The following is a 23,381-nucleotide window of genomic DNA, read 5'->3' as shown; positions in this document are numbered from 1 at the left end:
CCACGGCCACGCTACCCTAGGGTGATGAGCCAGGCCTTTTCCTACGATCCGGAAAACCCGCTGCGTGTCGAGACGCGCAGTGAGACGCAGGCCCGCGTGCTGCAGGGCGCGGCCTGGATCGGTCTGCTGCTGGTCGTCATGCTCGACCCCGATCGTCGCGGGCTGATCGCCTTCGTCATCGCCGCCGCCTTACTGCCGCATCTGATGCTGTTGGGCCAAGACGCGCCGGACGCGCCTCGCCCCGGCCTCTGGCGCACAAGCCGCGACGGCCGGCGCCGGATCTGGATCGTCCGCGTGCGGCCCCTGATGGGCCTGGCGACGAGCCTGTTCGTGACGGCGCGCTTCTGGTGGTACGGCGAGATCGCCGGCGTCGCCGGCGGCCTGGCTTGCGCGGCCCTGCACCTGCTGTCGCTGCCCTTCTCGTGGCGCGCGCCGGTCAGCCGCGACGAGCTGGAGATCGACGCCTCGGGCCTCACCTCGGCCGCCCTGGCCCGGCGCATGGGGTGGAACGAGGTCGCCGCGATCAGCCCCCGCCTCGCCGCCGACAAGGGCGCCCTGCGACTGATCCTGACCTCGGGCGAGGAGGTTATGGTCGATCTTTCGGCGGTCGGCGTCTCGCGCGAGCCGATCGTCGCCTTCATCGAGACCCTTCGCCCGGGCCTGCTGGACGACGCGCCGCTCGACCTTTCCGGACCCAGCGTCGCCGCCCGCATCGCCTCGGCCGAGAGCGAGCCCCCCGCCTTTGAAGGCCCGCCCATCGTCCGGATGACCGCGACCCTGCTCGAGGAGGCGCAAGAGCGCCGCGCCTTCAGGGCCAGGGTCGAGGAAGGCCGGTCCAGGCGGCGAGGACCGACGCCATGACCGACAAGCCCCCTCTGAGCAAGGTCGCCGACGGCGTCCTGACCCGCCTGCCCACCACTGACATCGCCAGGGAGATGACGACCACGGCGATCTGGTGCGGTCTGGCCCTGGGCGTCTGGGGCGGATCGCCGGAGGTCGGCTCGCCGCTGTTCGTCGCCGGCCTGGTCGCGGGCGCGGCCTTCTGGTTCGCCAACCGCCGGGAAGACGCCCCCGACCAGCCTGAGCCCGGCGTCTGGCGCGCCAGCCGCAAGACCCTGTTCCAGGCGCGGTGGAAGCGCCGCGTTCCGTTCGGCGGCCTGGGCATCGGCCTGCTGCTGGCCGGACAGTCGTGGTGGTACGGCGACGCCTGGGGCGTGGCCTACGCCCTGGCCCTGTGCGGTGGCTTTAGCTGGCTGGCCTGGCGACGTCCGCCGCTGGAAGACTGGGTGGAGCTGCGGATCGACGCGGCGGGGCTCTATGCCCGCGAGTTCGGCTACACCATTCCCTGGCCGGTGTTGCAGGCCGTGCGGCCCCGCGCGCGGCATCGGGCGGGCCGGCTCGGCTTGCGGCTCGGCCCCAACGCCCTGCCCGGCCTGGACCGCGCCGACCAGGCCGTGGGCCGCGACGTCGAGATCGACCTTTCGTCCCTGGCGGTCGGGGTCGACGTCGTCCGCGCCGAGATCTTCCGCTATCGCCCCGACCTCGAGGCCGGTCCGACGCCCGACGCCCCGCCCGATTCCATTGTCACGCCGATTCCCGGCGCCTCCGGCGAGGCCGCCGACCTCGACGATGGCGCCATGGCCGCCGTCGCGATGCTGGCCGTGGCCCAGAACCCGGCCCTGGCCCTGATCGCGCTCAGCAACACCAGCGACCGTTAGGCGGCCGTCAGGTGCGCGCCAGCCGCCATGCGGCCGCGCATCCGACCAGCGCCAGCGGAACGAAGGCCCCGAACAGCCAGGGGCCGTGGACGAAGGCGGCGGCCGGATCGATGCCGTGGCCGAAACCCAGCAGGTTGGCCATGGCCCCGGCGGCGGCCGAGCCGGCCGCCCCACCGATCAGCTGCACCGTCGGCACCGCCGAAGAGGCTAGGGCCTGCTCTTCGACCGGCGCGCCGGCGATGGTGCGGCGGGCCAGGAACGCCCAGCAGAGGCCAAAGCCGCAGCCGACGGCCAGCAGCGACAGGCCCGTGCTCCACAGGCCGCCGCGCGTGACCGCCAGAGCGGCCAGCGCCACCCCGACCAGGATCACCAGCGCGCCGGCGCGGATGGCCAGGGGCTCACGCTTAGCCTTCAGCCGGGCCACCAGCATGGCGCAGACGGTCCAGCCGGCGGCGATGCCGCCGGTGACATAGCCGGCGACCAGGGGCGAGGCGCCGTGGCGGGCCTGGATGAAGGCCGGGCCATAGACGGTGAAGCCGATGGCGGCGGCCTCGCAGGCGAACATGGTCAGAAGGCCAAGGCCGGTGGCTGTCGACAGGTCGGCGGCCGAGCGCGGCAGCAGGCGGTCGGGCGAGGCGCGGTTCACGGCCAGCATCGCCGCCATGGCCACGACGCCGAGCACCGCGCAGGCGCCCGCCACGGCCGGCGAGGCCACCACACCGGCCGCGCCGATCAGGCCGACGCCGACGACCAGCAGCAGCAGCTGGCGACTGGGAATGCGGGTGCGGCCGGCCTCGCGCTTCTCGCCCGGCAGCATGGCCAGCACGGCGACGACGAAGATCACGCCCTGGATGACGAAGGCCCAGAACGCCCCGCGCCAGAAGCCGGCGGCGGCGAACAGCCCGCCCAGCATCGGCCCCAACAGGGTCGCCCCGCCCCACACCCCAGCCACCGCGCCATAGACGCGCGGCCACAGGCTTTCGGGGAACAGGGCGGTGATCGCCACGTAGCACAGCGCCACCACCGCCCCCGCGCCCAGGCCCTGCACCAGGCGGCCGGCGACGAAGGTGACGAAGTCGGGGGCCAGGGCGCTCATGGCGCAGCCGATCGCGTAGACCACGCCGGCGAAGGCCGTGGCCCGCCGCAGGCCCAGGCCTTGCGAGAACTTGCCGCTGCACGCGCCGGCGACGATCGAGCCGATCAGGTAGGCCGCCACCGACCAGCCGAAATACTGGTGGCCGCCGATCTCGCGGGCGACGCTGGGCATGATGGTGGCGGTGACCAGGGTGTCGGCGGCGTTCAGCCAGATGCCCAGGCACAGCAGGCCAAAGCGCGGCAGCAGGGCGCGGTCGAGCAGGGCGGCGCGGTCGGCGGACATCCAAGGTCTCTGGTGCGATCCTTGCGGACCGGGCAGGCGGTCATGCCCTGTTCAGCGCCGGCCGCCAAGGCCGTGCGCGCCATCCTCGCCCTGCGGCGAGCACTGCGTGGCGAAACCTCCGCTCCGACCGGCCGTTGCAGCCTGGGTGAAACCCGCTTCGCCCCAGGCCCTGGCGCTGGCCGAGATCGGCGGCCTGCTGCTCGACGCGGCCCTCGTCGGCCTGCTCGTCTTCGCGCTGGTCGACCGCATCGCGCCGCCTCAGGACCTGGCCTGGAAGCCGTTCTCCATCGACCAGCCGCTGGGCCTGGCGACGCAGGCCAAGCTGGCCAGGATCGGCGCCGATCCGGCCGCCTGCCGCGCGGCCCTGCGCGACGTCGGGATCACACCCGTCGACCAGCCCGTCCGAGAAGACGGCTTCTGCTCGACGCGCGACACGGTGCGGGCCCAAAGCCGCCTCTCGCCGGCCGCGCCGGTGATGACCTGCCCGCTGGCGCTGCGCTATGCGGTCTGGGAACGGCAGGTGCTGGACCCCGCCGCCGAACACCTGCTGGACAGCGATCTGGTCAGGGTCGAGCACCTGGGAACCTATGCCTGCCGGACGATCTACGGCCGCGAGGGCGAACGCCCCAGCCAGCACGCCAGCGCCTCGGCCCTCGATGTCTCCGGCGTGCGCCTGGCCGACGGACGCCGGCTGACCATCGCGGCAGATTTCCACAAGGACAGCCCCGAGGGCCGCTTCCTGCGGGTCGCCCGGGCCGGCGCCTGCGAGCTGTTCGGCGCGGTGCTGGGCCCCGACTACAACACAGCCCACGCCGACCACCTGCACCTGGACCTCAGCCCCTACCGCCTGTGCCGCTGAAACCGCGACAATAAGCGCGGCCCCGGCGCGCACGCGGGGGTGCGACAGGCTCGCAACGCGCGCTATAGTTGGTCGAGTACCCGACGCGTAGATTCTGGAAATCCCGCCGATGCCGCACGCTGTCCTGGTGATCGACGACGATCCCCTGATCCGCGACTTCGTCGACCTGGTGCTGAGCCAGTCAGGCCACCGGGTCTCGGCCGCGCCCAACGGCGCGATCGGGCTGGAGGCTCTCAGCCACGTCCGCGCCGACCTCGTGCTGCTCGACATCCAGATGCCCGGCATGAGCGGGCTGGAGATGCTGCGGCTGATGCGCAAGCATCGCAGGCTGCGCACGCCGGTGATGATGATCACCGCCCGCGGCGACATCGACACCGTCAAGCTGGCCCTGAACGAGGGCGCCAACGGCTATATCGTCAAGCCGTTCACCGCCGCCGACCTGTCCAAGCGGGTCAACGCCCTGCTGAGCCACGAGCCCAAGGCCGCTCCGCCGCCGCCCGCGCCGGTCCCGACGCCCGCCGCGCCGCGCCAGCCCGACACCTTCGAGATCGACTAGCCGTCCGGCCGGATCGAGACGCGTTGCAGGGCGTGCTGTCCTCCCGGCAACAGGAAATCCACGACGTATCCGCCTTCGCGATCACGCAGCAGTCGCCGGCAGCGACGCTCGTCGAAGCCGGTGACGCACACCTGATCACCCGTGACGACATAGGCTCCCACCACGGGCGCGCGGTGGAACACGACATATCTGCCGTCGGCCCCGAAGATTTCATCGCCCTCGCCCCCGCCGTACGAGAACCTCGCGTCGACCACCGTCGCCTTGAGCTCCTCGCCGGTCAGCAGCTTCAGCCCTTGCGGTTCTCCCGCGAGCATAAGGCTCGCCAGCAGGATCATCATCCGGCCGCCCCCTTCGATCGTCGGACTATCGCAGGAAGAGGATAGCGCGATCCAGAAGCGATCGCCTCGTCAGGCGCGCACGCCGGCGGCCTTCCGCGAGCGCGTCGCCGTGCGCGCCTGGGCGGCGACCACCACCTGGGCCAGGATGGTCAGCAGGTTGCGCATGTCGATCGGCTTGGCGACGTGGGCGTCCATGCCCGCCTCCAGGCAGGTGCGGATCTGGGTGCTCATCACGTCGGCGGTCAGGGCGACGATCGGCAGGTTGCGCCAACGCGGATCGGCGCGCAGGCGGCGCGTGGCCTCCAGTCCGTCCATCACCGGCATGTTGACGTCCATCAGCACGATGTCGAAGGCCTCGGCCTCGACGGCGGCCAAGGCCTCCTGGCCGTTCTCGACCTCGACCAGCTCGCAGCCGAACGGCTCGAGGAACAGACGGATGACCCGGCGGTTGACCGGATGGTCGTCGACCACCAGCACCCGCCGCCCGCCCAGCGAGGCCAGGGCGTCCAGCTCGAACACCGCGGCCGGCGCTTCGGCCAGCGCCGTCGGGACCGCGGCCTCGGCTAGGTCAGCCATGAACTTCAGGGTGAACAGCGAGCCCTCGCCCTCGCGGCTGCGCACATTGACCGAACCGCCCATCAGCTCGGCCAGCCGCCGGGTGATGTTCAGCCCAAGGCCCGAGCCGCCGTAGTTGCGGGTGGTCGAGGCGTCGGCCTGGGTGAAGGCGCCGAACAGCTTGTCCAACGTGGCCGAGTTCATGCCGATGCCGGTGTCGCTGACCGTCAGGCGCACGGCCTGGCGGCCGCTGTTGGGCTCCAGGGCGCAGGCCAGGGTCACCTCGACCCGGCCCTCGCTGGTGAACTTCAGGGCGTTGGACACCAGGTTGGCCACGCACTGGCGCACCCGCACGACGTCGAACATCAGACACGGCGGCGCGTCGCCGTCGATGTTGAACGACAGGACGATGCCCTTCTCGCGCGCCGTCGGCTGGAAGCCGTTGACCAGGCGGCTCACCGTCTGGACCAGGTCGCCGGCGGTGGGGGCGATTTCCAGTTTGCCGGCCTCGATCTTCGACAGGTCGAGGATGTCGTTCAGCAGCACCAGCAGGGTCTCGCCGGAGTCGATCAAGAGGTCGACCTGCTCGCGCTGGCCCGCGTTCAGCGCATCGGCGCGCAGGGCCTGGGCCATGCCCAGCATGCCGTTCAGCGGGGTGCGCAGCTCGTGGCTCATCACCGCCAGGAACGACGACTTGGCGTCGCTGGCGGCCTCGGCCCGGCCGCGGGCGTCCTTCAGGTTGGCCTGGGCCCGGCGCATGTAGACCGCCCAGCCGATCCCGCCGACCACAAGCAGGGCCATCAGGGCGGCGATCACGCCGGTGGCCTGGGCCAGGCGCCGGGTCAGCTCGACCTCGGCGGTCAGGCGGCGGCTCTCGCTGCGCTTGGCCCGCAGCTCGGCCTCGAGGGCCGACGAGATCTGGGCGGCGGTGGCGGCCTGGGTGGCGCTGGCCTCGCGGGCGTGGGTGGCGCGCCAGCGGTCGAACAGGGCGAAGGCGTCCTTGCCGCGCCCTTCGGCGTTGGCGATGTAGGCCTCGACCAGCAGGCGGCCGATCGGATCGGGGCGCGCCGCGCGCGGCGGCGCCTGGTCGAGCACGGCGAGGTCCGCGCGGGCCCGGGCCGCATATCCGGTGCGCGCCAGGGCCTTGGCCCTCAGGCGCAGCATCGACACAGACACCCGGTCGCGCGGCGCGGCCAGAGCCGGGCCGGCGTCGACCAGGCAGCGCAGCACCGCGCGCGGATCGTCGCGGGCGTCGGCGATCACCGCGCACAGGTTCTGGTCCCAGGTCAGCAGGTCCTGGTCGCGTGTGGCCTCGCTCATCCGGTGATGCATGTCGGCGAACTGCTCGGCGGCCTGGATCTCGCCCAGCTCGGCGGCGGTGTAGGCGATGTCGTACAACCGCTCGATCTTGCGCATGTAGAAGGCGTCGCGCTCGTCCAGCCGCGCGGCCTCGGCCATGTGGTCCAGGGCCCCGTCCTTGTCGCCGATTTCCGACAGCGTGTAGGAGTGCACCTGGTGGGCTTCGGCCAGCAGCGGCCGGGCGATGGAGCCGCGCTCCTCCAGGTCCTCGAACAGCTCGCCGGCGAACTGGCTGGCCTGGGTCCAGCGGCCGCTGCGGGCCAGCAGGCGGATGCGCTCGACCCCGGCCATCAGGCCGATCTCGCGGCCCGAGCCCTCCAGGAACCGGGCCCAGCGGGCGTCGTCGACACCGCTCGGACCGCGGGTCTCCAACTCGTAGGCGGCCTCCATCATCTCGGCCAGGGTGGTCAGCTCGGCGTCGTCGTCGGCGCGGGCGGTGGCCCGCACCGTGGCGATCCAGTCCTTGAAGGCCTGGTCGACGTGATTGCTCTTGTAGGCGTAGAGCACCCGCCACAGGGCGTAGAGCCGCGTGTCGCCCCGCTGACGCAGCGCCCGGCGGCCGGCCCGTTCGACATCCTCGTTGGCCTGCGGCGCAGGCCCGGCCCGCTGGACGCCGATCTCGCGATAGAGCGTCTGCAGCTTGCCGGCCTGCCCGCCGATCTCCGGCGACGCGGCGCGGGCCGGCAGGACGCCGGCCAGGGCGACGAGCGCGAGCAGCAGGGGAAGGATGCGCTTCAAGCGGCGGGTCCTCGATTGACCCGTACCTCCTAGCGGCAACCTCTTATGCTGGCGGTTAATTTCTGGCGGGGCGCGACCCTGAGCCGCACCAAAAACCGTCGTTATCGCGCCTCGGTGGAGCTTGGCTCAGATGGTCGCCCCGCCGTCCACCACCAGGGCTTGCCCGGTCATGAAGCTGCCCGCGCTTGACGCGAGGTAGACCGCCGCCCCGGCGATCTCGTCCGGCTCGCCGATCCGGCGCAGCGGCACCCCGGCGGTCGAACGCTCCAGGGTCTTGGGATCGTCCCACAGGGCTTTTGCGAAATCGGTCTTGATCAGGCCCGGCGCGATGCAGTTGACCCGCACGTTGTCGGGACCGAACTCGTGGGCGAGGTTGCGAGCCAGCTGGAAGTCGGCCGCCTTGGAGATGTTGTAGGCTCCGATGATGGCGTTGCCGCGCAGGCCGCCGATCGAGCTGACGATGACGATCGCGCCGTCCTTCCGCTCGCGCATCTCCGGCGCGACCATCGAGATCAGCCAGTGATTGCTGATGATGTTGTTGTCGAGGATCTTGCGGAACTGGTCGTCGCTGATCCCGGCCAGCGGGCCGTAATAGGGATTGCTGGCGGCGTTGCAGACGCAGACGTCGACGCGGCCGAAGGCGGCGCGGGTCTCGTCGACCAGGCGCTGCAAATCCTCCTTCGAGGCGATGTTGGCCGGCACGGCGATGGCGGTTCCTTGGCCATGCTTTTCATTGAGCGCCGCCGCCACCTCCTCGCAGGGACCGGCCTTCCGCGACGAGATCACCACCTTGGCGCCGTGCTCGGCCATGCGCTCGGCGATCGCCTTGCCGATCCCGCGCGAGGACCCGGTGATGATTGCCACCTTGCCGGACAAGTCGAAGAGGCTCACGGCGCGCTCCCTAAACGTTTGTTTGAATTGCCGGCACAGTGGCCCCGGGGGCGAGGCGGGTCAACCGGCTTCGGAAAAATGCGGCGGGGCGTGTCGGGACGGGTCGACCTCCCACGTCCTTGGGCCGAACACTGCTTCCAACGACACGGAGAAGACGCCATGGCTCTCGACGCCGCCGCCCCGCAAGCCGCCGCTCACGAACTGATCCTGACCCGGATCATCGACCAGCCGGCCCAAAAGCTCTTCAAGTGCTGGACCACGCCCGAGCTGCTGCCCGAGTGGTTCTGCCCGCCGCCCTGGCGCGTCAGCCACGCGCAGATGGACGTGCGCACCGGCGGCTCCAGCCTGATCGTCATGAGCGGCCCCAACGGCGAGGAGATGCCGAACCAAGGCGTCTATCTGGAGGTGGTCGAGAACCAGCTGATCGTCTTCACCGACGCCTTCACCAGCGCCTGGGTCCCCTCCGACAAGCCGTTCATGGTCGGCATCGTCCGCTTCGAGGACCTGGGCGGCGGCCAGACCCGCTACACCGCCATCGCCCGCCACTGGTCGGCCGAGGACAAGGCGATGCACGAGCAGATGGGCTTCCACGAAGGCTGGGGCGTCGCCGCCGACCAGATGGCGGCCCTGGCGGCGAGGCTTTAGGGGGAACTACTCTCCCTCTTCTCCCGTCATTCCCGCCACAAGGGCGGGAATGACGGGCGGATAGGTAAGCGCCAGATAACCTACCGCCCCTCCCCCGCCAGCTTCTCGTAGTAATCCGCCAGCACCTTGAAGGCGGCCTTGCGCCGGCCGGCAGGCGAGATCAGGCCCTTGCGGTTCCAGCCCTGCTGGTAGACCGGGTGCTGGCGGCGGGGCGAGCGGAAGTCCTTGAGGATCCACGGCGACATGCCGCGAAGGGACGGCGCGTTGGCGGCCATGGCCAGGGTCTGGATGTAGTAGCGGGCCTGGAAGTCCTCGGAGAACTTGCGCAACAGCGCCGGGTCGCTGAAGCCCGCCAGGGCGTCGGCGCCGAACTCGGAGAACACCATAGGCTTGTCGGTGGGCCGCCAAGCGATCCTGGCCACCGCGTCGAGGCCGTCGTCGGAGTACCAACCGGCATAGGTGTTGACCGCCAGCACGTCGAGCTTGGCGGCCAGCGGATCGTCGATGCCCATCACCTGCCTGCCGCCCTCGATCTTGCGGTCGGCCAGCAGGGCGGCGGTGACCAGGCGGGTGTCGTCCAGCGCGCGGACGTCGTCGGCCAGGGTTCCCAGGAAGGCGTTGCGGGCGTCGCTGATCGGGGTCTCGTTGGCCACGCTCCACAGCACGATCGAGGCGCGGTTGCGATCGCGGCGGATGGAGTCGGCCAGCATGTCGCGCGCCAGCTTCAGGGTGCGGGCGTTGCCGAAGTCGACCAGCCAGTAGATCGGGATCTCGCTCCAGACCAAGAGACCCATTTCGTCGGCCAGGCGCGTGGTCACCTCCGAGTGCGGATAGTGGGCCAGGCGCACGAAATTGGCGTGCAGGCCGTCGCGCGCCTCGGCCAGCAGGGCGTGGGCGGAGGCGTCGGTGATGGTGCGGGCCGGGTACTCGCCCAGTTCCTCCTCGTGCAGGCAGATGCCGCGCAGGAAGACCGGCCTGCCGTTGACCAGGATCTCGCCGCCGCGCACCTCGACGGTGCGGAAGCCGACGCGATCGGTCAGCACGTCGTCGCCGGCCTCGACGCGGACGTCATAGAGCGCCGGCGCGCCGGGCGCCCAGCGCTTCAGGCCCTTGGGCGCGGGGGTCGACAGCCTGGCCACGCCGTCCGAACCGGCCTGGCCGGAGAGGGTGAGATTCAGACCCGCGACCTTGACGCTGACCGTCTGGCCTGCGGCGGCGGGACCGTCCAGGCGCACGTCGGCGGCGATCGCCTTGCCGTCGCGGGTCAGGCGCACCCAGGCCTCGTCGACGAAGGTGGCGGGGGTGATCACCAGCCGCACCGGCCGGGTGATGCCGCCGTAGTTTTCCCAGTCGGTGACCGGCGGCGGCGCGCCGTCGACGGCGGGGGTGGAGTCGACCCCGACCGTCACCTGGTTCTGGCCGCCGCGCAGCAGCCTGGTCACCTCCAGCGAGAACGGGGTGAAGCCGCCCTCGTGCTCGCCCACGGCCTGGCCGTTCAGATAGACCTTGGCGGTGTAGTTGGCGGCCTCGAAGCGCAGGAAGGCCCGCTGGCCGGGCTTCAGCGCCGGCGTCTCGAACCGCCGCTGGTACCACACGAGGCCCTGGTAGTGGCGCATCTCGGGCGCGTGGGTCAGCCACGAGGCCGGCAGGGTCGCGGTCGGCGAGCGCTGCATGTCGTATTCATAAAGCGCCTTGGGATCGGCGCGGGTCACCTGCTCGACGTCGCTGTCGTCGTAGCGTCGGTGGCCGACGCCGGGCGGGCCGCGATGGAAGCCGGCGATCCCGTCGCGATAGGGGTCGACCGAATAGTTCCAGGTTCCCGACAGGTCCTGGCCGTCGCGCCGGTCGGCCCGCGTAAGGGTCGGCCCCGCCTGCGCCGCCGACGCGGCCATGACCAGCACGGCCGCGGCCGCCAGAACGCGCTCGAACACCCGCCGCATCCACCTCTCCCTGCCTTCGCAACGCTGGTAATGCCAACGTTGTCATTGTGCGGGATATTGGTCAGGCCGGTTGCAAGTTGTCTAGGCCTCGGTGCGTCCCCATCCGCCCCCGTCATTCCCGCCCTCGTGGCGGGAACCCCTCTGTCAGCCGTAGGGGCGGGAGGGGCGGCGCGCCCAGCACGCCGCTTGCGACGCCCTTGCGAGCGGAACCAGAGTTTCCCGCCACAAGGGCGGGAATGACGGGAGACAAGGAGTTAGGTTCGCGCGCCCCTCAAGCCTTCGGGCACTTGGCCCCGGTGTCGATCCAGGCCTTGATGATCTCGCCGAACTGACCTTGCGTGCCCGGCGCCGGCTTGCGGCCCTCGCCGGGGTTCCAGCCCCAGCCGACCAGGTGGTCGCGGGCCATGTGCTCGTGGATCTGGGCCAGGGTCTTGCCGCCGTTGCGGGCCGGATCCTTCAGCTGGGCGCAGATCGCGCCCAGCGACTTGCCCTGCCAGGCCATCTCGGCCGGGGCCAGCGCCCAGTGCGGATCGCCGGGGATGCTTTTGACCTGCTGGCCGAAGGTCCTGACATTGGCCGGGCCGTGGCACGACAGGCAGGGCATGCCCGGGGGGCCATGGCCGCTCTGGCCGGCGACCATCGGCGGATTGTGCGGATGCAGGTCGTCGCCCTGGGTGGGCGCGCGGGTCGCCGGGTGGCAGTTGAGGCAGCGCGGGCTCTGGATCACCTTGCCGGCCTCGGTGAACAGGGCGACCGAGCGGGCGGCCGGGTCCTTGATCGACTGGAAGCTGGCGACGGTCTTCAGGCTTTCGGCCGACGCAGCGGCGGGCGCGGGACCGGCCGCGCCCTGGGTCATGGCGATCACGGCGCCGCCCGCGAGGGTCAGGCCGGCGGCGAGCATCACGGTGGCGAGACGCATGGCGTTGTTCTCCCGCTTGCCCAGCCGCAACGGCCAAGTCAGGCCTTGGTTGCTTTCCGTAGGAAGCTGTCGATCCAGCCGGCGATGCGGTTGCTGTCGTTGGGCGCGGCCAGCGAGGCCACGGCCGCGTCGGCCTGCTCCTGCGAGAAGCGCGTGCCGCGCCGGCTTTCGATCAGCGCCGTGGCGTAGGCGGGATCGAACTCCGGGCGGAACTGCATCGAGATGGCCTTGTCGCCATAGGCCAGCACGCCGAACGGGGTGAAGTCGCTGCCGGCCAGCACCTGACCGCCCGGCGCCAGGGCCACGACCTGGTCCTGGTGCGAACCGGGGGCGCTGACATGGGCCACGTCGTCCATCCAGGGCGCGGCGTTCGAGACCGAATAGCTCTGCAGGCCGATGCCCCAGCCCTTGTCGGACTTCACCGCGCTGCCGCCGAAGGCCTCGGCCATCACCTGGTGGCCAAAGCACACCCCGACCAGCGGAACCTGGTCGCGGGCGCTGGCCAGGAAATCCTTCAGCGGGTCGATCCAAGGCAGGTCGTCATAGACCCCGGCCGAGCTGCCGGTGACGACATAGGCGTCGCAGGCGTCGAGCGCCTTGGGCAGCACGCCGGCCTGGACGTCGAAGGTCGCGTAGTCGTGGACAGGCCCCAGCAGGCGCTGGAACATGCCGCCGTAGCGGCCATGGGCGGAGATCAGGCTTTCGGGCGGTTCGCCCGTTTCCAGGAGGCCGATGCGCATCGAAGACAATCCTATCGCGTCGCGCCGGGCTTCCACAGCACGTCGCTCGCGCCGTCGGAATTGGCGCGCCGCGCGGCCACGAACAAGAGGTCCGACAGCCGATTGAGATATTTCAGCGCCGGCTGGCCGACGATCTCGCCCTCGGTCGCGGCCAGGGCCACGCAGGTGCGCTCGGCCCGGCGGCAGACGGTGCGGGCCACGTGCAAGGCGGCCGACAAGGGCGAGCCGGCCGGCAATACGAACGAGGTCAAGGGCGAGAGGCGTTCGTTGATCAGGTCGATCTCGGCCTCCAGCCGCTCGACCTGGGCTTCGATGACGCGCAGCGGCTCCCATTCGGGCTTTTCGTTCTGCTCGGGCGTGGCCAGGTCCGCGCCCAGGTCGAAGAGGTCGTTCTGGATCCGCTCGAGCATGGCGTCCAGTTCGGCGTCGCCGCCGGCGTGCTGGCGGGCCACGCCGATGAAGGCGTTGGTCTCGTCGACGCCGCCATAGGCCTCGACCCGCAAGCTGGCCTTGCTGACCGGCTCGCCCGTCGACAGCCGGGTCGAGCCCTTGTCGCCCGTGCGCGTATAGATGCGGTTGAGCACGACCACGCCGTTACCTCCTGAAACAAAGCTGCAAAATCAGCCGGCTACAGCTTTACCGGTGGCTCCACCAGAAAGCGGCCACCAGGACCAGCACGGCGACGAACTGCAGCACCACGCGCAGGCGCATCAGCCGGTTGGAATAGGAGCGGCCGAAGTCGCCGCCGCGGAAGAGGGCGTAGATCCCCACGCACAGCGTCGCCAGCACGGCGAACAGGGCGACGGGGATGGCGATTTGGAAAAGGTTGGCCATGGCGCCCAACCTAGGCCGCTCGCCTCATGAACGCCAGCGCCGCCCCGCTCGCCTCAAAATCGCAAAACACGTTCGCCGAGTGTGTTCGTTGAGCGCATTTGACGCATCGACGGATGAGCAGCGCTACCATAGAACGATTTCCAGCAAAGTTTGACAGACTTTGACACGTTTTGTGGGTTGAAAAGCCTTGTTTGCAAGGGTAGACGGCCCCACCTGAATTCACAGTGCGCGTTCGTTGAACATGATCGACGCCAAGCCGCGGATCGTTCAGCGCAGTTTGTTCCCGCGGCCGGCCTGGAGAGAGAAATCATGTCGCAGAGCGCACGGCTCGCCGCGGCCCCATCCGAGAGGGACGAAGCCCTCGCGGAAGTCCGCCAACTGATCATCGACCTTCGAGACGCCGCCCAGGATGGGCGCGATCTCGCCCGCCGCTACGCCGACGTCCTGCAAAACGTCGTCGACGAGTATTGCATCGAATTTGAGAAGCGCGCCGAAGCCGCGCTCGCCCGCCTGGAGGCCGCCGCATGAGCTTTGTTTCCGTCAACATCGAGTCCGGTTCCGAAACCCCGGTGAAGCTGACCCGCCGCGCGCTGGCCAAGCAGCGCACCCGCGAACGCGTCCTGTCGGCCGCCCGCCGCCTGTTCAGCGAACGCGGCTACGAAGGCGCCACGATCCGTGACATCGCCCAGGCCGCCGGCATGTCGACCGGCGCGGTGTTCGCCAGCTTCTCGGACAAGTCGGAACTGTTCGACGAGATCCTGACCGCCGACTACGAAGTCATCTACGCCCAGATGAAGCAGGCCGCCCGCGAAGGCGAGACCGTCGCCGACGCCCTGATCGGCCTGTTCGGCGTGGCCTACAGCTTCCACCTGGAGCAACTGCCGCTGCTGCAAGCCAGCATCGCCGTCAGCTGGACCCGTTCGGACGCCGCCGAAAAGCGCGCCCGCACCGATATCAAGCACCTGTTCGCCCTGATCACCGACGCTCTGGAGCGCGGCGTGCAGGCCGGCGAACTGAAGGCCGACGTCGACGCGAAACTCGTGGCCGAGATCGCTTGGGACGTGTATGTCGCCAACTACCGCCGCGCCGTCTACGACGGCTGGACGGTCGAAAACCTGGTGGCTCACCTGCGTGAACAGCTGAAGCTGATCCTCGCCGGCGTCCGCGCCTAAGGACGGTTCCGCCGGGGGGCGGAAACGTCGCCCGGTCGTCCAGGTCAACGACAATAAGAACGAGACATGCGCCCGTTGGGGTCGGGCGTGCGTTTCGATGTTTTGAAATCAGCGCTGCGTGTCCGGAGGGGGAACTGCGTGGGCGTACGCGACGAACAGAAACAGGCGACGCGCGAGCGCGTGCTCGAAGCCGCGCGAGACCTGTTCAACGAGACCGGTTACGAGGAGACCACGATCCGCGCCATCGCCGAACGGGCGAGCGTGTCGGTGGGCAGCGTCTTCACGACCTTTGCGTCCAAGGCCGAGGTTCTCAGCCACGTGATGGAGCGCCGCCTAGGCGATCTCTATGCCGAATTCGACCGGGTGCTGCCGTTCCTGCGCGGCTCCACGGCCGACCGGCTGTGCTCGATCTTCGCCATCCACTACGAGTTCGAGACCCGGCGCGTGCGGCTGTTCCTGGCCCATATCGCCGCCTCCTACAGCCCGAGCAACGACCCGGGGGTTACCCCCTACGGCCGTAACGAGCGGCTGTCGGACATGCTCGAACAGGTGCTGCAGGAGGGCGTAGCGCGCGGCGACGTGCGGCCCGACCTAGACTTTCCGCTGACCGTGGAAGTGCTCAAGGCCTGCTACGCCTCCAACTACCGCCTGGCCGCCGCCCGCGGCGCCAATGCGGCCGAGATGTCGGCCGTCATGGACAGGCAGGTCGGGCTGATCGCCAGCGGCTGGGCGCCGCGCTGACGACGGCCTGACCGGGACATCCCTTCGAACGCCTTGCAAGCCGCCCTCCGAAAGGAGGGCGGCTTTTGCTTTGCCGGCTCACCCGCCCCTTGAGTTATCCACAGCCTCATATATAACTATCTGGTCAGTTATATAGCGAGAGCCGAGACCATGCAGCCAGGCCCGCCCAAATGGCGACGGCGCAGCGAGGCCCGGCCGGGCGAGATCGTCCAGGCCGCGCTGGAGGTCTTCGCCGAGCGCGGCTTCGCCGGCGCCCGGCTGGACGAGATCGCCGCCAGGGCCGGCATCTCCAAGGGCGCGCTCTATCTCTATTTCGAGACCAAGGACGACATCTTCCGCGCCGTGGTGCGCGAGGCCGTCGCGCCCAATCTCGACGTGGTCGAGGCGGTGCTGGCCCAGGCGACCCTGCCCTTCCCCGACCTGCTGCGGATGGTCTTCGCCCGCATCGTCCAGCTGATCGGGACCTCGCGCCTGGGCGCGGTGGCCAAGCTGGTCATCGGCGAGTCGCGCAACTTCCCCGAACTGGCCCGCGTCTGGCACGACGAGGTGGTCAGCCGCGCCCTGACGCTGATGAGCGGCGCCATCGCCCGCGCCCAGGCGCGCGGCGAAGTCGCGCCGGGCGATCCGCGCCTCTACGCCTTCAGCATCGTCGGCCCGATCCTGATGGGGGTGATCTGGAAGGAGACCTTCGTGCCCGTCGGCGCCCCGGCCATGAACCTGGAGGCCCTGGTCCGCCAGCACGCCGACACCGTGCTCCTGGGCCTGACCCCGCATACGGAGGCAGGCGCATGAAGCCCGCCGCCCGCATCGCCGCCGTCGTCATCGGGATCGGCGTCGTCGGCTTCGTGGGCTGGCGGCTGCTGGGCCCCGACACCCACCGCCCCCGCCGGCTGTCGGGCTATGTCGAGGGCGAAACCCTCTATGTCGCCGCCGCTTCGGCCGGGCCGGTCAGCGCCCTTTCAGTACAGCGCGGCGATCGGGTAAAGGCCGGCCAGCCGCTGTTCGCCCTCGACGCGGCCCAGCTGACCGCCGCCCGCGACCAGGCCGCCGCCCAGCTGGAGACCGCGCAAGCCCAGCTGCGCGACGCCGAGAAGGGCCAGCGCCCGCAGGAACTGGCGGTGTTCGACGCCGAGCGCGCGGCCGCCGAGGCGGCGATGCGTCAGGCCCAGGCCGACTACGACCGCATCGCCCCGCTGGTCGCCAGGGGCATCTACGCTCCGGCCCGGCTGGACCAGGCCCGCGCCGCCCGCGACACCGCCCGCGCCAACGCCGTCGCCGTGACCCGCCGCAAGGCCGTCGGAACCCTGGGCCAGCGCCCCGACACTGTGGCCGCCGCCGGGGCGGCCGTCGCCTCGGCTCGCCAGGCCCAGGCCGCCGCCCAGGACCGCCTCGACCAGATCAGCCCCAGGGCCCCGGCCCCGGCCCTGGTGCAGGACGTCTTCTACCAGCCCGGCGAATGGGCGGCCGCCAACCAGCCGGTCGTGGCGCTGCTGGCCGATGACCGCGTGCGCCTGCGCTTCTTCGTGCCCGAGGCCGAGATTGCCCGCTATCGCGTCGGCGCCGACGTGCGGTTCTCCTGCGACGACTGCGGGCCCGAGCGCTCGGCGAGGATCAACTATGTCAGCCCGCGCGCCGAGTTCACCCCGCCGGTGATCTACAGCCGCGAGACCCGCCAGCGACTGGTGTTCCTGGTCGAGGCCCGGCCCGCGCCCGGCGCGCCCCTGGCGCCGGGCCTGCCGGTCGACGTCGCGCCGCTGGAGGCAGGAAAGTGAGCGACCTGGCGGTCGACGTCTCGGGGCTGAACAAGAGCTTTGGCCCGCGCCACGTGGTGCAGGACGTGTCGATCCAGGTCGAGAAGGGCCGCATCACCGGCTTCCTGGGCCCCAACGGCTCAGGCAAGACCACCACCCTTCGCATGCTGTGCGGCCTGTTGACGCCCGACAGCGGCGAGGGCGAGGTGCTGGGCTTGGACTTCCGCAAGGAGGCCGAGGCGGTCAAGCGCCAGACCGGCTACATGACCCAGAAGTTCTCGCTCTACGAGGACCTGTCGATCGAGGAGAACCTCGACTTCGTCGCCCGGGTGCACGAACTCCCCCGCCGCCGCGAGCGGGTGGCCGAAAGCCTCGAGCGGCTGGGTCTGACCGCCCGTCGCAAGCAGCTGGCCGGCAGCCTGTCGGGCGGCTGGAAGCAGCGCCTGGCCCTGGCCGCCAGCATCATGCACGGGCCCCGGCTGCTGCTGCTCGACGAGCCGACGGCCGGCGTCGACCCCAAGGCGCGGCGCGAGTTCTGGGACGAGATCCACGCCCTGTCGGCAGAGGGCCTGACCGTCATGGTCTCGACCCACTACATGGACGAGGCCGAGCGCTGCCACGACATCGCCTATATCGCCTATGGCCGGCTGATGGCGCGGGGCACGGCCGACGAGGTGATCGCCCGCTCGGGCCTCGTCACCTTCCGCGGCGAGGGGCCAGGCGCCGACCGGCTGGCGCGGGACTTGGCCACGGCGCCGGGCGTGGCCATGGTCGCCCCGTTCGGCGCAGCCCTGCACGTCAGCGGCGTCGACCGCGCCGCGCTGGAAGCCGCCATCGCCCCCTATCGCAAGCCGCCGGTGACCTGGAGCGAGGTCCAGCCGACGCTGGAGGACGTGTTCATCCGGCTGATGAGCCAGTCGTCGGACAATTTCCAATGAGCGCCGCGGGCGCCAGGGGCCTGTCGGGCGCGCGCATCCTGGCGGTGCTGATCAAGGAGTTCATCCAGCTCACCCGCGACCGGCTGACCTACGCCATGATCCTGGTCATGCCGATCGTGCAGCTTCTGCTGTTCGGCTACGCCATCAACAGCGATCCGCGCGATCTGCCCACGGCGGTGCTGGTGCAGGACCAGGGGCCGATGGCCCGCTCGACCCTGTCGGCCCTGGTCAACAGCGGCTATTTCGAGATCGTCCGCACCGCCTCTTCGCCGGCCGAGCTGGACGACGCCGTGGCGCGGGGCGAGGTGCAGTTCGCCCTGACCATCCCCGCCGACTTCACTCGGCGCGTGGTGCGCGGCGACGGAGCCCAGATCCTGGTCGAGGCCGACGCCTCCGATCCCGCCGCCACCGGCGGGGCGATCGCCGCCCTGGCCAGCCTGCCGCGCACGGCCCTGTCGCGCGACCTGGTCGGCGCGGCCACCAAGCCCGGCGCCGATCCGTTCGAGGTGGTGATCCACCGCCGCTACAATCCGGAAGCCGTCACCGCCTACAACATCGTGCCGGGCCTGCTGGGGGTGATCCTGTCGATGACCCTGGTGATGATGACCGCCCTGGGCGTCACCCGCGAATACGAGCGCGGCACGATGGAGAGCCTCTTGGCCACCCCCGCCCGCCCCATAGAGGTGATGATCGGCAAGCTGGCGCCCTATGTCGTGGTGGGCCTGGTCCAGACGGCGGTGATCCTGATCCTGGCCAGGGTGCTGTTCGCCGTGCCGATGGCCGGCGGCTGGATCGCCCTTGGCCTGGGCGTCCTGCTGTTCATCGTCGGCTCGCTGGCCCTGGGCTTCCTGATCTCGACCGTGGCCCGGACCCAGCTGCAGGCCATGCAGATGTCGTTCTTCTATATGATGCCGTCGATCCTGCTGTCGGGCTTCATGTTCCCGTTTCGCGGCATGCCCGGCTGGGCCCAGGCCCTGGGCAGCGTGATCCCGGTGACCCACTTCCTGCGGGTGGTGCGCGGCGCCCTGCTCAAGGGCCTCGACGTCGTGGCCCTGTGGCCCAGCCTGGGAGCCCTGGCTCTCTTCGTGGTGGTGATCGCCGGCGCGGCCATGGCCCGCTACCGCACGACCTTGGACTAGTTGCCGTCCTCCAGCAGGCGGCGGGCGATGACCTGGGCCTGGATCTCGCCGGCCCCCTCGAAGATGTTGAGGATGCGGGCGTCGGCCAGCAGGCGGCTGGCGGCGTACTCCATGGCGAAACCGTTGCCGCCGTGGATCTGCAGGGCGTTGTCGGCGGCGGCCCAGGCGACGCGGGCGGCGACCAGCTTGGCCATGCCGGCCTCCAGGTCGCAGCGCTTGCCCTCGTCCTTCTGGCGGGCGGCGAAATAGGTCAGCTGGCGCACACCCATGATCTCGGCCGCCATCATGGCCAGCTTGTTGTGCACCCGGGGGAAGGCGAAGATCGCGTCGCCGAACTGCTTGCGGTCGAGCGCGTAGGAAAGCCCGACCTCCAGCGCCGCCTGGGCCACGCCCACCGCCCGCGCCGCCGTCTGGATGCGGGCGCTCTCGAAGGTTGCCATCAGCTGCTTGAAGCCCTGCCCCGGGACGCCGCCCAGCAGGTTTTTGGCCGGCACGGCGAAACCGTCGAAGCCGAGCTCGTATTCCTTCATGCCGCGATAGCCGATGACGCCGATCTCGCCGCCGCTCATGCCCTGGGCCGGAAAATCGTCGCCCTCGACGCCGCGCGGCTTGGGGGCCAGCAGCATGGAAAGCCCGCGATAGTCGTTGGTGGCCGGATCGGTGCGGACCAGAAGGGTCATGACGTCGGCGCGGGCGGCGTGGGTGATCCAGGTCTTGTTCCCGGTCACCACATAGGCGTCGCCCTCCAGCACGGCGCGGGTGCGCAAGGACCCCAGGTCCGAGCCGGTGTTGGGCTCGGTGAAGACGGCGGTGGGCAGGATCTCGGCCGAGGCGATCCTGGGCAGCCAGTATTGCTTCTGGTCTTCCGTGCCGCCGGTCAGGATCAGCTCGCCGGCGATCTCCGAGCGGGTGGCCAGCGAGCCGACGCCGATCCAGGCCCGCGACAGCTCTTCCGAGACCACGCACATGGCGGTCTTGCCCATGCCGCTGCCGCCGTACTCCTCCGGGATGGTCAGGCCGAAGACGCCCAGCTCGCCCAGTTCCTCGACGAGCTCGATCGGGATCAGCTGGTCCTTCAGGTGCCACTCGTGGGCGAAAGGCGTGACCTTCTCCTCGGCGAAGGCGTGGAACTGGTCGCGGATCATCTCGAAGGTCTCGTCGAGACCGGTGTGCTCGAGCGTCGGGCGACCGCGCGCCTCGGCCAGGCGCTGGGCGATGCGGGTCTTCACGCCTTGCGTCCCGCCCTCGACCATCAGCTTCATGACGCCGTTCGAGAACAGCCTGTTCATCACCGCGCGGTCGGTGACCAGGTGGGCGGGACGGACGATCTCGCCCTGGTTCATCGGCACGCCGCCGATCAGCTGGGCGGCGTACTCGGAGAACAGCAGCTGGGCCAAGAGGGCTTCGATCTCGCCGAAACGCCCTTCGGCCTCCAGCCGTTCGGCCCAGCCGGCGACCTGGTTCATCAGCTCGGCATAGGCGGCGTACCAGCCGAAACCGTGGACGGCGTGCTGCTGGGCGTCGGCCAGCTTGCGGTCGATCCTGCCGTCGGGGCCGGCGATGGCGGCCTTCACGGCGGGCCGGGCCTCGGCGACGAAGGTCTCGGCCGAGGTCGCCGCCTCGCGCAGAAGGCCCGTCAGGCCAGGAAGGATCAGGGACGTGGATTCCCGGGCGGCCGCGTCGGCCATGCTCTAACTCCCCTGCGCCGTACTTATGTTTTCAGGCACTGTGATCCCTTTCGCACCTGCGAGCAATGCCGCGACGCAGCATGCGGTTGCGCGAGAGCCGGGATCGGAGAGGCGTGCGCCCGCCCCCGCGAGGGAGCGGGCGCGGGGTCGTCAGTTCGGGTCGGAATTGCCGGCCAGCGCCCACGAGAAGTCAGCGTGGGTGTTGCTGGTGGTGAAGTAGAGCGGGTCGCTGAAGAACGCGATCGGCTTCTTGTAGTCGGCCGGATAGGGGGCGTTGCCGGCGGTGATCACCGCCACCCCGTGGCAGCTCATGCAGTTGGAGGTGATGCCGGCCGGGATGCCGGTGCTGGTCTCCAGATAGGGGTTGAAGCAGACGGTCATGGTCGAGCCGCCCTGGGTGGTCGTCTGGTCGTAGGCCGTGCAGGTGGCGTAGTTGGTCCACGGCCCGGTCAGGCTGGCCGGCTGGCCCTGCTTGCTGCCGGGGAAGCCGTTGGGCGTGTCGGCGCCCGGCTGCCACCAGAAGGTCTGCCAGGTCCAGAACGGGATTTCCTTGCTGTTGACGTGCATGGCCTGCAGCACGGCGAAGTCGCCGGCCACGGCCGCGTCGGCGCCGGTCAAGCTGTTGGCGGTGTTGTAGTCCGCGGCCTCGGCGGCGCTGAGCTTGACCGAATAGAAGGTGCTCATCGGCGCCCACAGGAAGGTCTTGCAGGCGCCGGGGTCGCGGATGCTGGCGATCTCGCGCGGGGTGGCCGGCCGCACCGGGCCCTGGCCTGTCGGGGCCACCAGGACACAGGTGGTCCAGGTCTGGGGCTCGGGGTTCTGGGCGTTGGTCGAGGCCGACGGCCCCTGCCACAGCGGCTGGACCGTCAGGCCCTTGGCGTGAACCAGGCCGAACACCGGCTTCAGCTCGAGGCCGCGCACCGGGAACTCCTGCACGCCGCGGTTCTGGGGCGTGGTGCCCGCCGGCCACGAGGTGTTCAGCTTCTGCATGTCGCTGGTGCTGGAGTAGCGATAGGAGGCGCCGCCCGGACCCGGGTGCGAGGCGTCCAGGAAGGTCGCCGCCTCGGGGCTGAACTTGTTGAACGAGGTCACCGTGGTGTCGAACTTGGTCGGCGTGATGCCGCCCCGGCCGTGGTGGAACTGGTTCGGTTGCTGGAAGACGCGCAGCTTGCGCGGCGCGGCCACGCGCTGGGCCACCGTCGTGGTGGTCGTCGCGGCGGCGGCGCCAGCCGGCGGCGCGGGCGGGAAGACGTCGTTGGTGCCGGCCCAGGTTTCCCAGATCGGCAGCGACTGGCCGTTGAACGACTGGCCCGACGGCTGGGCCATGGCCTGCCAGATCTGCCAGGCGTGGTTGCGCATCGCGGCGATGTCGGCGTTGGCGATCCAGCCGTTGATCGTGGCCGCGGCCACCGGATAGTTCGCCGTGGTCGGCAGCGGCACGGGCGTGATCACCGCCACGTCCAGCAGCGCCTCGGGCTTGGGCGCGGTGGCTTCCGGCGCCTTGTCGCAGCCGGCCAGGCCGGCGCACAGCGCGACGGTCGCGGCCGTCGCAATCGCGATCTTCCTCATGGGTCGGTCCCCTTCCCCGACGCGGGGTTGCGGGCCGCGCCATCAAGGCATCCTAACCCATGAATGCGCCCGATAGTTGTGTATTTGCGCACCACGACTTTCGGGACGCCGCCCGCCGGGTTTCAAAAAAATTCCAACATGAACGAATTCTGTCGAACGACCTGACGGCTCGGTTCAGCTTCGGCCTGCGATGTTGCGTCTCACGGGGCCGACGGCTCCGGACCAATTCAAAGGGACGAAGGATTATCGCCATGCACAAGACCAACAAGATCAAGACGATCGGCCTGACCATCGCCGCCGCCGCCACCGCCTTCACCATGGCTTCGGCCCCGGCCGCCAACGCCGTCGAACAGCGCCTGGGCGGCGTCGTCGGCTGCGACGCCTCGGGCAAGAAGCAGGAAACGGGCGCCGTGATCGGCGGCCTGCTGGGCGCCGTCGCCGGCTCGAACCTGGCCAAGAACGACCGCGGCACGGGCACCGCCATCGGCGCCGTCGTCGGCGCGGGCGCCGGTTCCTACGTCGGTTGCAGCATGCAGAAGAAGCAGGCCTCGAACGACGTCGGCGGCTCCTACAAGACCAGCAACGGCATCAAGATCTCGCACAATGTCGACTCCGCGCCGATGACCAAGATCACCGGCAAGTACGTCGCCCGCTCGAACCTGAACCTGCGCGCCTCGGCCTCGACCCGCGGCATGAAGGTCGGCTCGGTCGTCGCCGGCGAGACCTTCCAGGCCCTGGGCCGCACCGGTGACGGCCAATGGATCCTGGTCGGCCAGAACGGCGTCGGCGTCGGCTACGTCTCCAGCGCCTACGTCTACCGCGCTTAACCGAGGTTCGGGGCGCGCTCCCCAACCCCCGTCCCCGCGCGCTCCGTGCGAGCCCGCCTGGTCCCCCGACCAGGCGGGTTTTTCGC

General features: G+C 70.3%; 24 protein-coding genes. 13 read left to right on the top strand and 11 right to left on the bottom strand.

Features of this window, described 5'->3' with window-relative positions:
• Positions 1-24 precede the first annotated feature (24 nt).
• Both SGCZBJ_RS05890 and SGCZBJ_RS05885 read left to right on the top strand, forming a co-directional pair.
• Complete coding sequence (locus SGCZBJ_RS05890) at positions 25-861, top strand: hypothetical protein (RefSeq protein ID WP_101717082.1); 837 nt, start codon at positions 25-27, stop codon at positions 859-861.
• Complete coding sequence (locus SGCZBJ_RS05885; RefSeq protein WP_101717081.1) at positions 858-1,718, top strand: hypothetical protein; 861 nt, start codon at positions 858-860, stop codon at positions 1,716-1,718. The genes SGCZBJ_RS05890 and SGCZBJ_RS05885 overlap by 4 nt, the downstream gene beginning before the upstream one ends.
• Positions 1,719-1,725: 7 nt before the next feature.
• Here the strand turns inward: SGCZBJ_RS05885 and SGCZBJ_RS05880 are convergent, their stop codons facing one another.
• A complete protein-coding gene (locus SGCZBJ_RS05880; RefSeq protein ID WP_101717080.1) occupies positions 1,726-3,096 on the bottom strand; it encodes an MFS transporter in 1,371 nt (456 codons plus the stop codon).
• Positions 3,097-3,241: 145 nt separating this feature from the next.
• On the opposite strand from SGCZBJ_RS05880, the gene SGCZBJ_RS05875 reads away from it, so the two are divergent.
• Both SGCZBJ_RS05875 and SGCZBJ_RS05870 read left to right on the top strand, forming a co-directional pair.
• On the top strand, positions 3,242-3,955 hold the full coding sequence (locus tag SGCZBJ_RS05875) for an extensin-like domain-containing protein (protein ID WP_101717079.1): 714 nt from the start codon (positions 3,242-3,244) through the stop codon (positions 3,953-3,955).
• 109 nt (positions 3,956-4,064) lie between these two features.
• The gene (locus SGCZBJ_RS05870; RefSeq protein WP_101717078.1) at positions 4,065-4,511 is read left to right on the top strand and encodes a response regulator transcription factor; all 447 of its coding nucleotides are present in this window, start codon (positions 4,065-4,067) and stop codon (positions 4,509-4,511) included.
• On the opposite strand, the gene SGCZBJ_RS05865 is transcribed toward SGCZBJ_RS05870, so the two are convergent.
• The 3 genes from SGCZBJ_RS05865 to SGCZBJ_RS05855 all read right to left on the bottom strand — a co-directional run bounded on the left by SGCZBJ_RS05865 (position 4,508) and on the right by SGCZBJ_RS05855 (position 8,392).
• Complete coding sequence (locus SGCZBJ_RS05865) at positions 4,508-4,849, bottom strand: hypothetical protein (protein ID WP_101717077.1); 342 nt, start codon at positions 4,847-4,849, stop codon at positions 4,508-4,510. The genes SGCZBJ_RS05870 and SGCZBJ_RS05865 overlap by 4 nt on opposite strands.
• A gap of 69 nt (positions 4,850-4,918) precedes the next feature.
• Positions 4,919-7,501 carry a hybrid sensor histidine kinase/response regulator gene (locus tag SGCZBJ_RS05860; RefSeq protein WP_101717076.1) on the bottom strand — a complete coding sequence of 861 codons (2,583 nt, stop codon included), beginning with the start codon at positions 7,499-7,501 and terminating at the stop codon, positions 4,919-4,921.
• A 126-nt stretch (positions 7,502-7,627) separates the two neighbouring features.
• Positions 7,628-8,392, bottom strand: coding sequence for an SDR family oxidoreductase (locus tag SGCZBJ_RS05855; RefSeq protein WP_101717075.1), 765 nt, complete (start codon positions 8,390-8,392; stop codon positions 7,628-7,630).
• 159 nt (positions 8,393-8,551) lie between these two features.
• Between SGCZBJ_RS05855 and SGCZBJ_RS05850 the strand changes: the two genes are divergently transcribed.
• Entirely contained in the window at positions 8,552-9,037 is a 486-nt protein-coding gene (locus tag SGCZBJ_RS05850; protein ID WP_101717074.1) for an SRPBCC family protein, read from the top strand.
• An 80-nt stretch (positions 9,038-9,117) separates the two neighbouring features.
• Here the strand turns inward: SGCZBJ_RS05850 and SGCZBJ_RS05845 are convergent, their stop codons facing one another.
• From SGCZBJ_RS05845 to SGCZBJ_RS05825, 5 genes are all read right to left on the bottom strand, one after another.
• Positions 9,118-10,977: a glycoside hydrolase family 2 protein gene (locus tag SGCZBJ_RS05845; RefSeq protein ID WP_101717073.1), complete on the bottom strand. Its 1,860-nt coding sequence runs from the start codon at positions 10,975-10,977 to the stop codon at positions 9,118-9,120.
• 271 nt (positions 10,978-11,248) lie between these two features.
• Positions 11,249-11,896, bottom strand: a complete 648-nt coding sequence (locus tag SGCZBJ_RS05840) for an Isoquinoline 1-oxidoreductase subunit (RefSeq protein WP_101717258.1) — start codon at positions 11,894-11,896, stop codon at positions 11,249-11,251.
• A gap of 38 nt (positions 11,897-11,934) precedes the next feature.
• Positions 11,935-12,636, bottom strand: coding sequence for a type 1 glutamine amidotransferase (locus SGCZBJ_RS05835; RefSeq protein WP_101717072.1), 702 nt, complete (start codon positions 12,634-12,636; stop codon positions 11,935-11,937).
• A gap of 11 nt (positions 12,637-12,647) precedes the next feature.
• Complete coding sequence (locus SGCZBJ_RS05830; protein WP_101717071.1) at positions 12,648-13,226, bottom strand: cob(I)yrinic acid a,c-diamide adenosyltransferase; 579 nt, start codon at positions 13,224-13,226, stop codon at positions 12,648-12,650.
• A gap of 46 nt (positions 13,227-13,272) precedes the next feature.
• Complete coding sequence (locus tag SGCZBJ_RS05825) at positions 13,273-13,470, bottom strand: twin transmembrane helix small protein (RefSeq protein WP_101712735.1); 198 nt, start codon at positions 13,468-13,470, stop codon at positions 13,273-13,275.
• A gap of 309 nt (positions 13,471-13,779) precedes the next feature.
• On the opposite strand from SGCZBJ_RS05825, the gene SGCZBJ_RS05820 reads away from it, so the two are divergent.
• The 7 genes from SGCZBJ_RS05820 to SGCZBJ_RS05790 all read left to right on the top strand — a co-directional run bounded on the left by SGCZBJ_RS05820 (position 13,780) and on the right by SGCZBJ_RS05790 (position 19,211).
• Positions 13,780-13,998, top strand: a complete 219-nt coding sequence (locus SGCZBJ_RS05820; protein WP_101717070.1) for a CC0731 family SpdR-regulated protein — start codon at positions 13,780-13,782, stop codon at positions 13,996-13,998.
• Complete coding sequence (locus SGCZBJ_RS05815; protein ID WP_101717069.1) at positions 13,995-14,642, top strand: TetR/AcrR family transcriptional regulator; 648 nt, start codon at positions 13,995-13,997, stop codon at positions 14,640-14,642. Before SGCZBJ_RS05820 ends, SGCZBJ_RS05815 begins: the two co-directional genes overlap by 4 nt.
• Positions 14,643-14,780: 138 nt before the next feature.
• Positions 14,781-15,383, top strand: coding sequence for a TetR/AcrR family transcriptional regulator (locus SGCZBJ_RS05810; protein WP_101717068.1), 603 nt, complete (start codon positions 14,781-14,783; stop codon positions 15,381-15,383).
• Between the two features lie 150 nt (positions 15,384-15,533).
• Positions 15,534-16,175: a TetR/AcrR family transcriptional regulator gene (locus SGCZBJ_RS05805; protein WP_101717067.1), complete on the top strand. Its 642-nt coding sequence runs from the start codon at positions 15,534-15,536 to the stop codon at positions 16,173-16,175.
• On the top strand, positions 16,172-17,155 hold the full coding sequence (locus SGCZBJ_RS05800) for an HlyD family secretion protein (RefSeq protein ID WP_101717066.1): 984 nt from the start codon (positions 16,172-16,174) through the stop codon (positions 17,153-17,155). The genes SGCZBJ_RS05805 and SGCZBJ_RS05800 overlap by 4 nt, the downstream gene beginning before the upstream one ends.
• Positions 17,152-18,072, top strand: coding sequence for an ABC transporter ATP-binding protein (locus SGCZBJ_RS05795; RefSeq protein ID WP_101717065.1), 921 nt, complete (start codon positions 17,152-17,154; stop codon positions 18,070-18,072). The genes SGCZBJ_RS05800 and SGCZBJ_RS05795 overlap by 4 nt, the downstream gene beginning before the upstream one ends.
• Entirely contained in the window at positions 18,069-19,211 is a 1,143-nt protein-coding gene (locus SGCZBJ_RS05790; RefSeq protein ID WP_101717064.1) for an ABC transporter permease, read from the top strand. Before SGCZBJ_RS05795 ends, SGCZBJ_RS05790 begins: the two co-directional genes overlap by 4 nt.
• Here SGCZBJ_RS05790 and SGCZBJ_RS05785 read toward each other — a convergent pair.
• Both SGCZBJ_RS05785 and SGCZBJ_RS05780 read right to left on the bottom strand, forming a co-directional pair.
• A complete protein-coding gene (locus tag SGCZBJ_RS05785; RefSeq protein ID WP_101717063.1) occupies positions 19,208-20,899 on the bottom strand; it encodes an acyl-CoA dehydrogenase family protein in 1,692 nt (563 codons plus the stop codon). The genes SGCZBJ_RS05790 and SGCZBJ_RS05785 overlap by 4 nt on opposite strands.
• A 150-nt stretch (positions 20,900-21,049) precedes the next feature.
• Positions 21,050-22,468 carry a hypothetical protein gene (locus SGCZBJ_RS05780; protein WP_101717062.1) on the bottom strand — a complete coding sequence of 473 codons (1,419 nt, stop codon included), beginning with the start codon at positions 22,466-22,468 and terminating at the stop codon, positions 21,050-21,052.
• Positions 22,469-22,719: 251 nt separating this feature from the next.
• On the opposite strand from SGCZBJ_RS05780, the gene SGCZBJ_RS05775 reads away from it, so the two are divergent.
• The gene (locus tag SGCZBJ_RS05775; protein ID WP_101717061.1) at positions 22,720-23,295 is read left to right on the top strand and encodes an SH3 domain-containing protein; all 576 of its coding nucleotides are present in this window, start codon (positions 22,720-22,722) and stop codon (positions 23,293-23,295) included.
• Positions 23,296-23,381: the final 86 nt, after the last annotated feature.

This window comes from Caulobacter zeae (genome assembly GCF_002858925.1).
GTDB lineage: Bacteria > Pseudomonadota > Alphaproteobacteria > Caulobacterales > Caulobacteraceae > Caulobacter > Caulobacter zeae.
The sequence above is the reverse complement of the archived record's forward strand: the minus strand, read 5'-3'. Positions and strand labels throughout refer to the sequence as shown.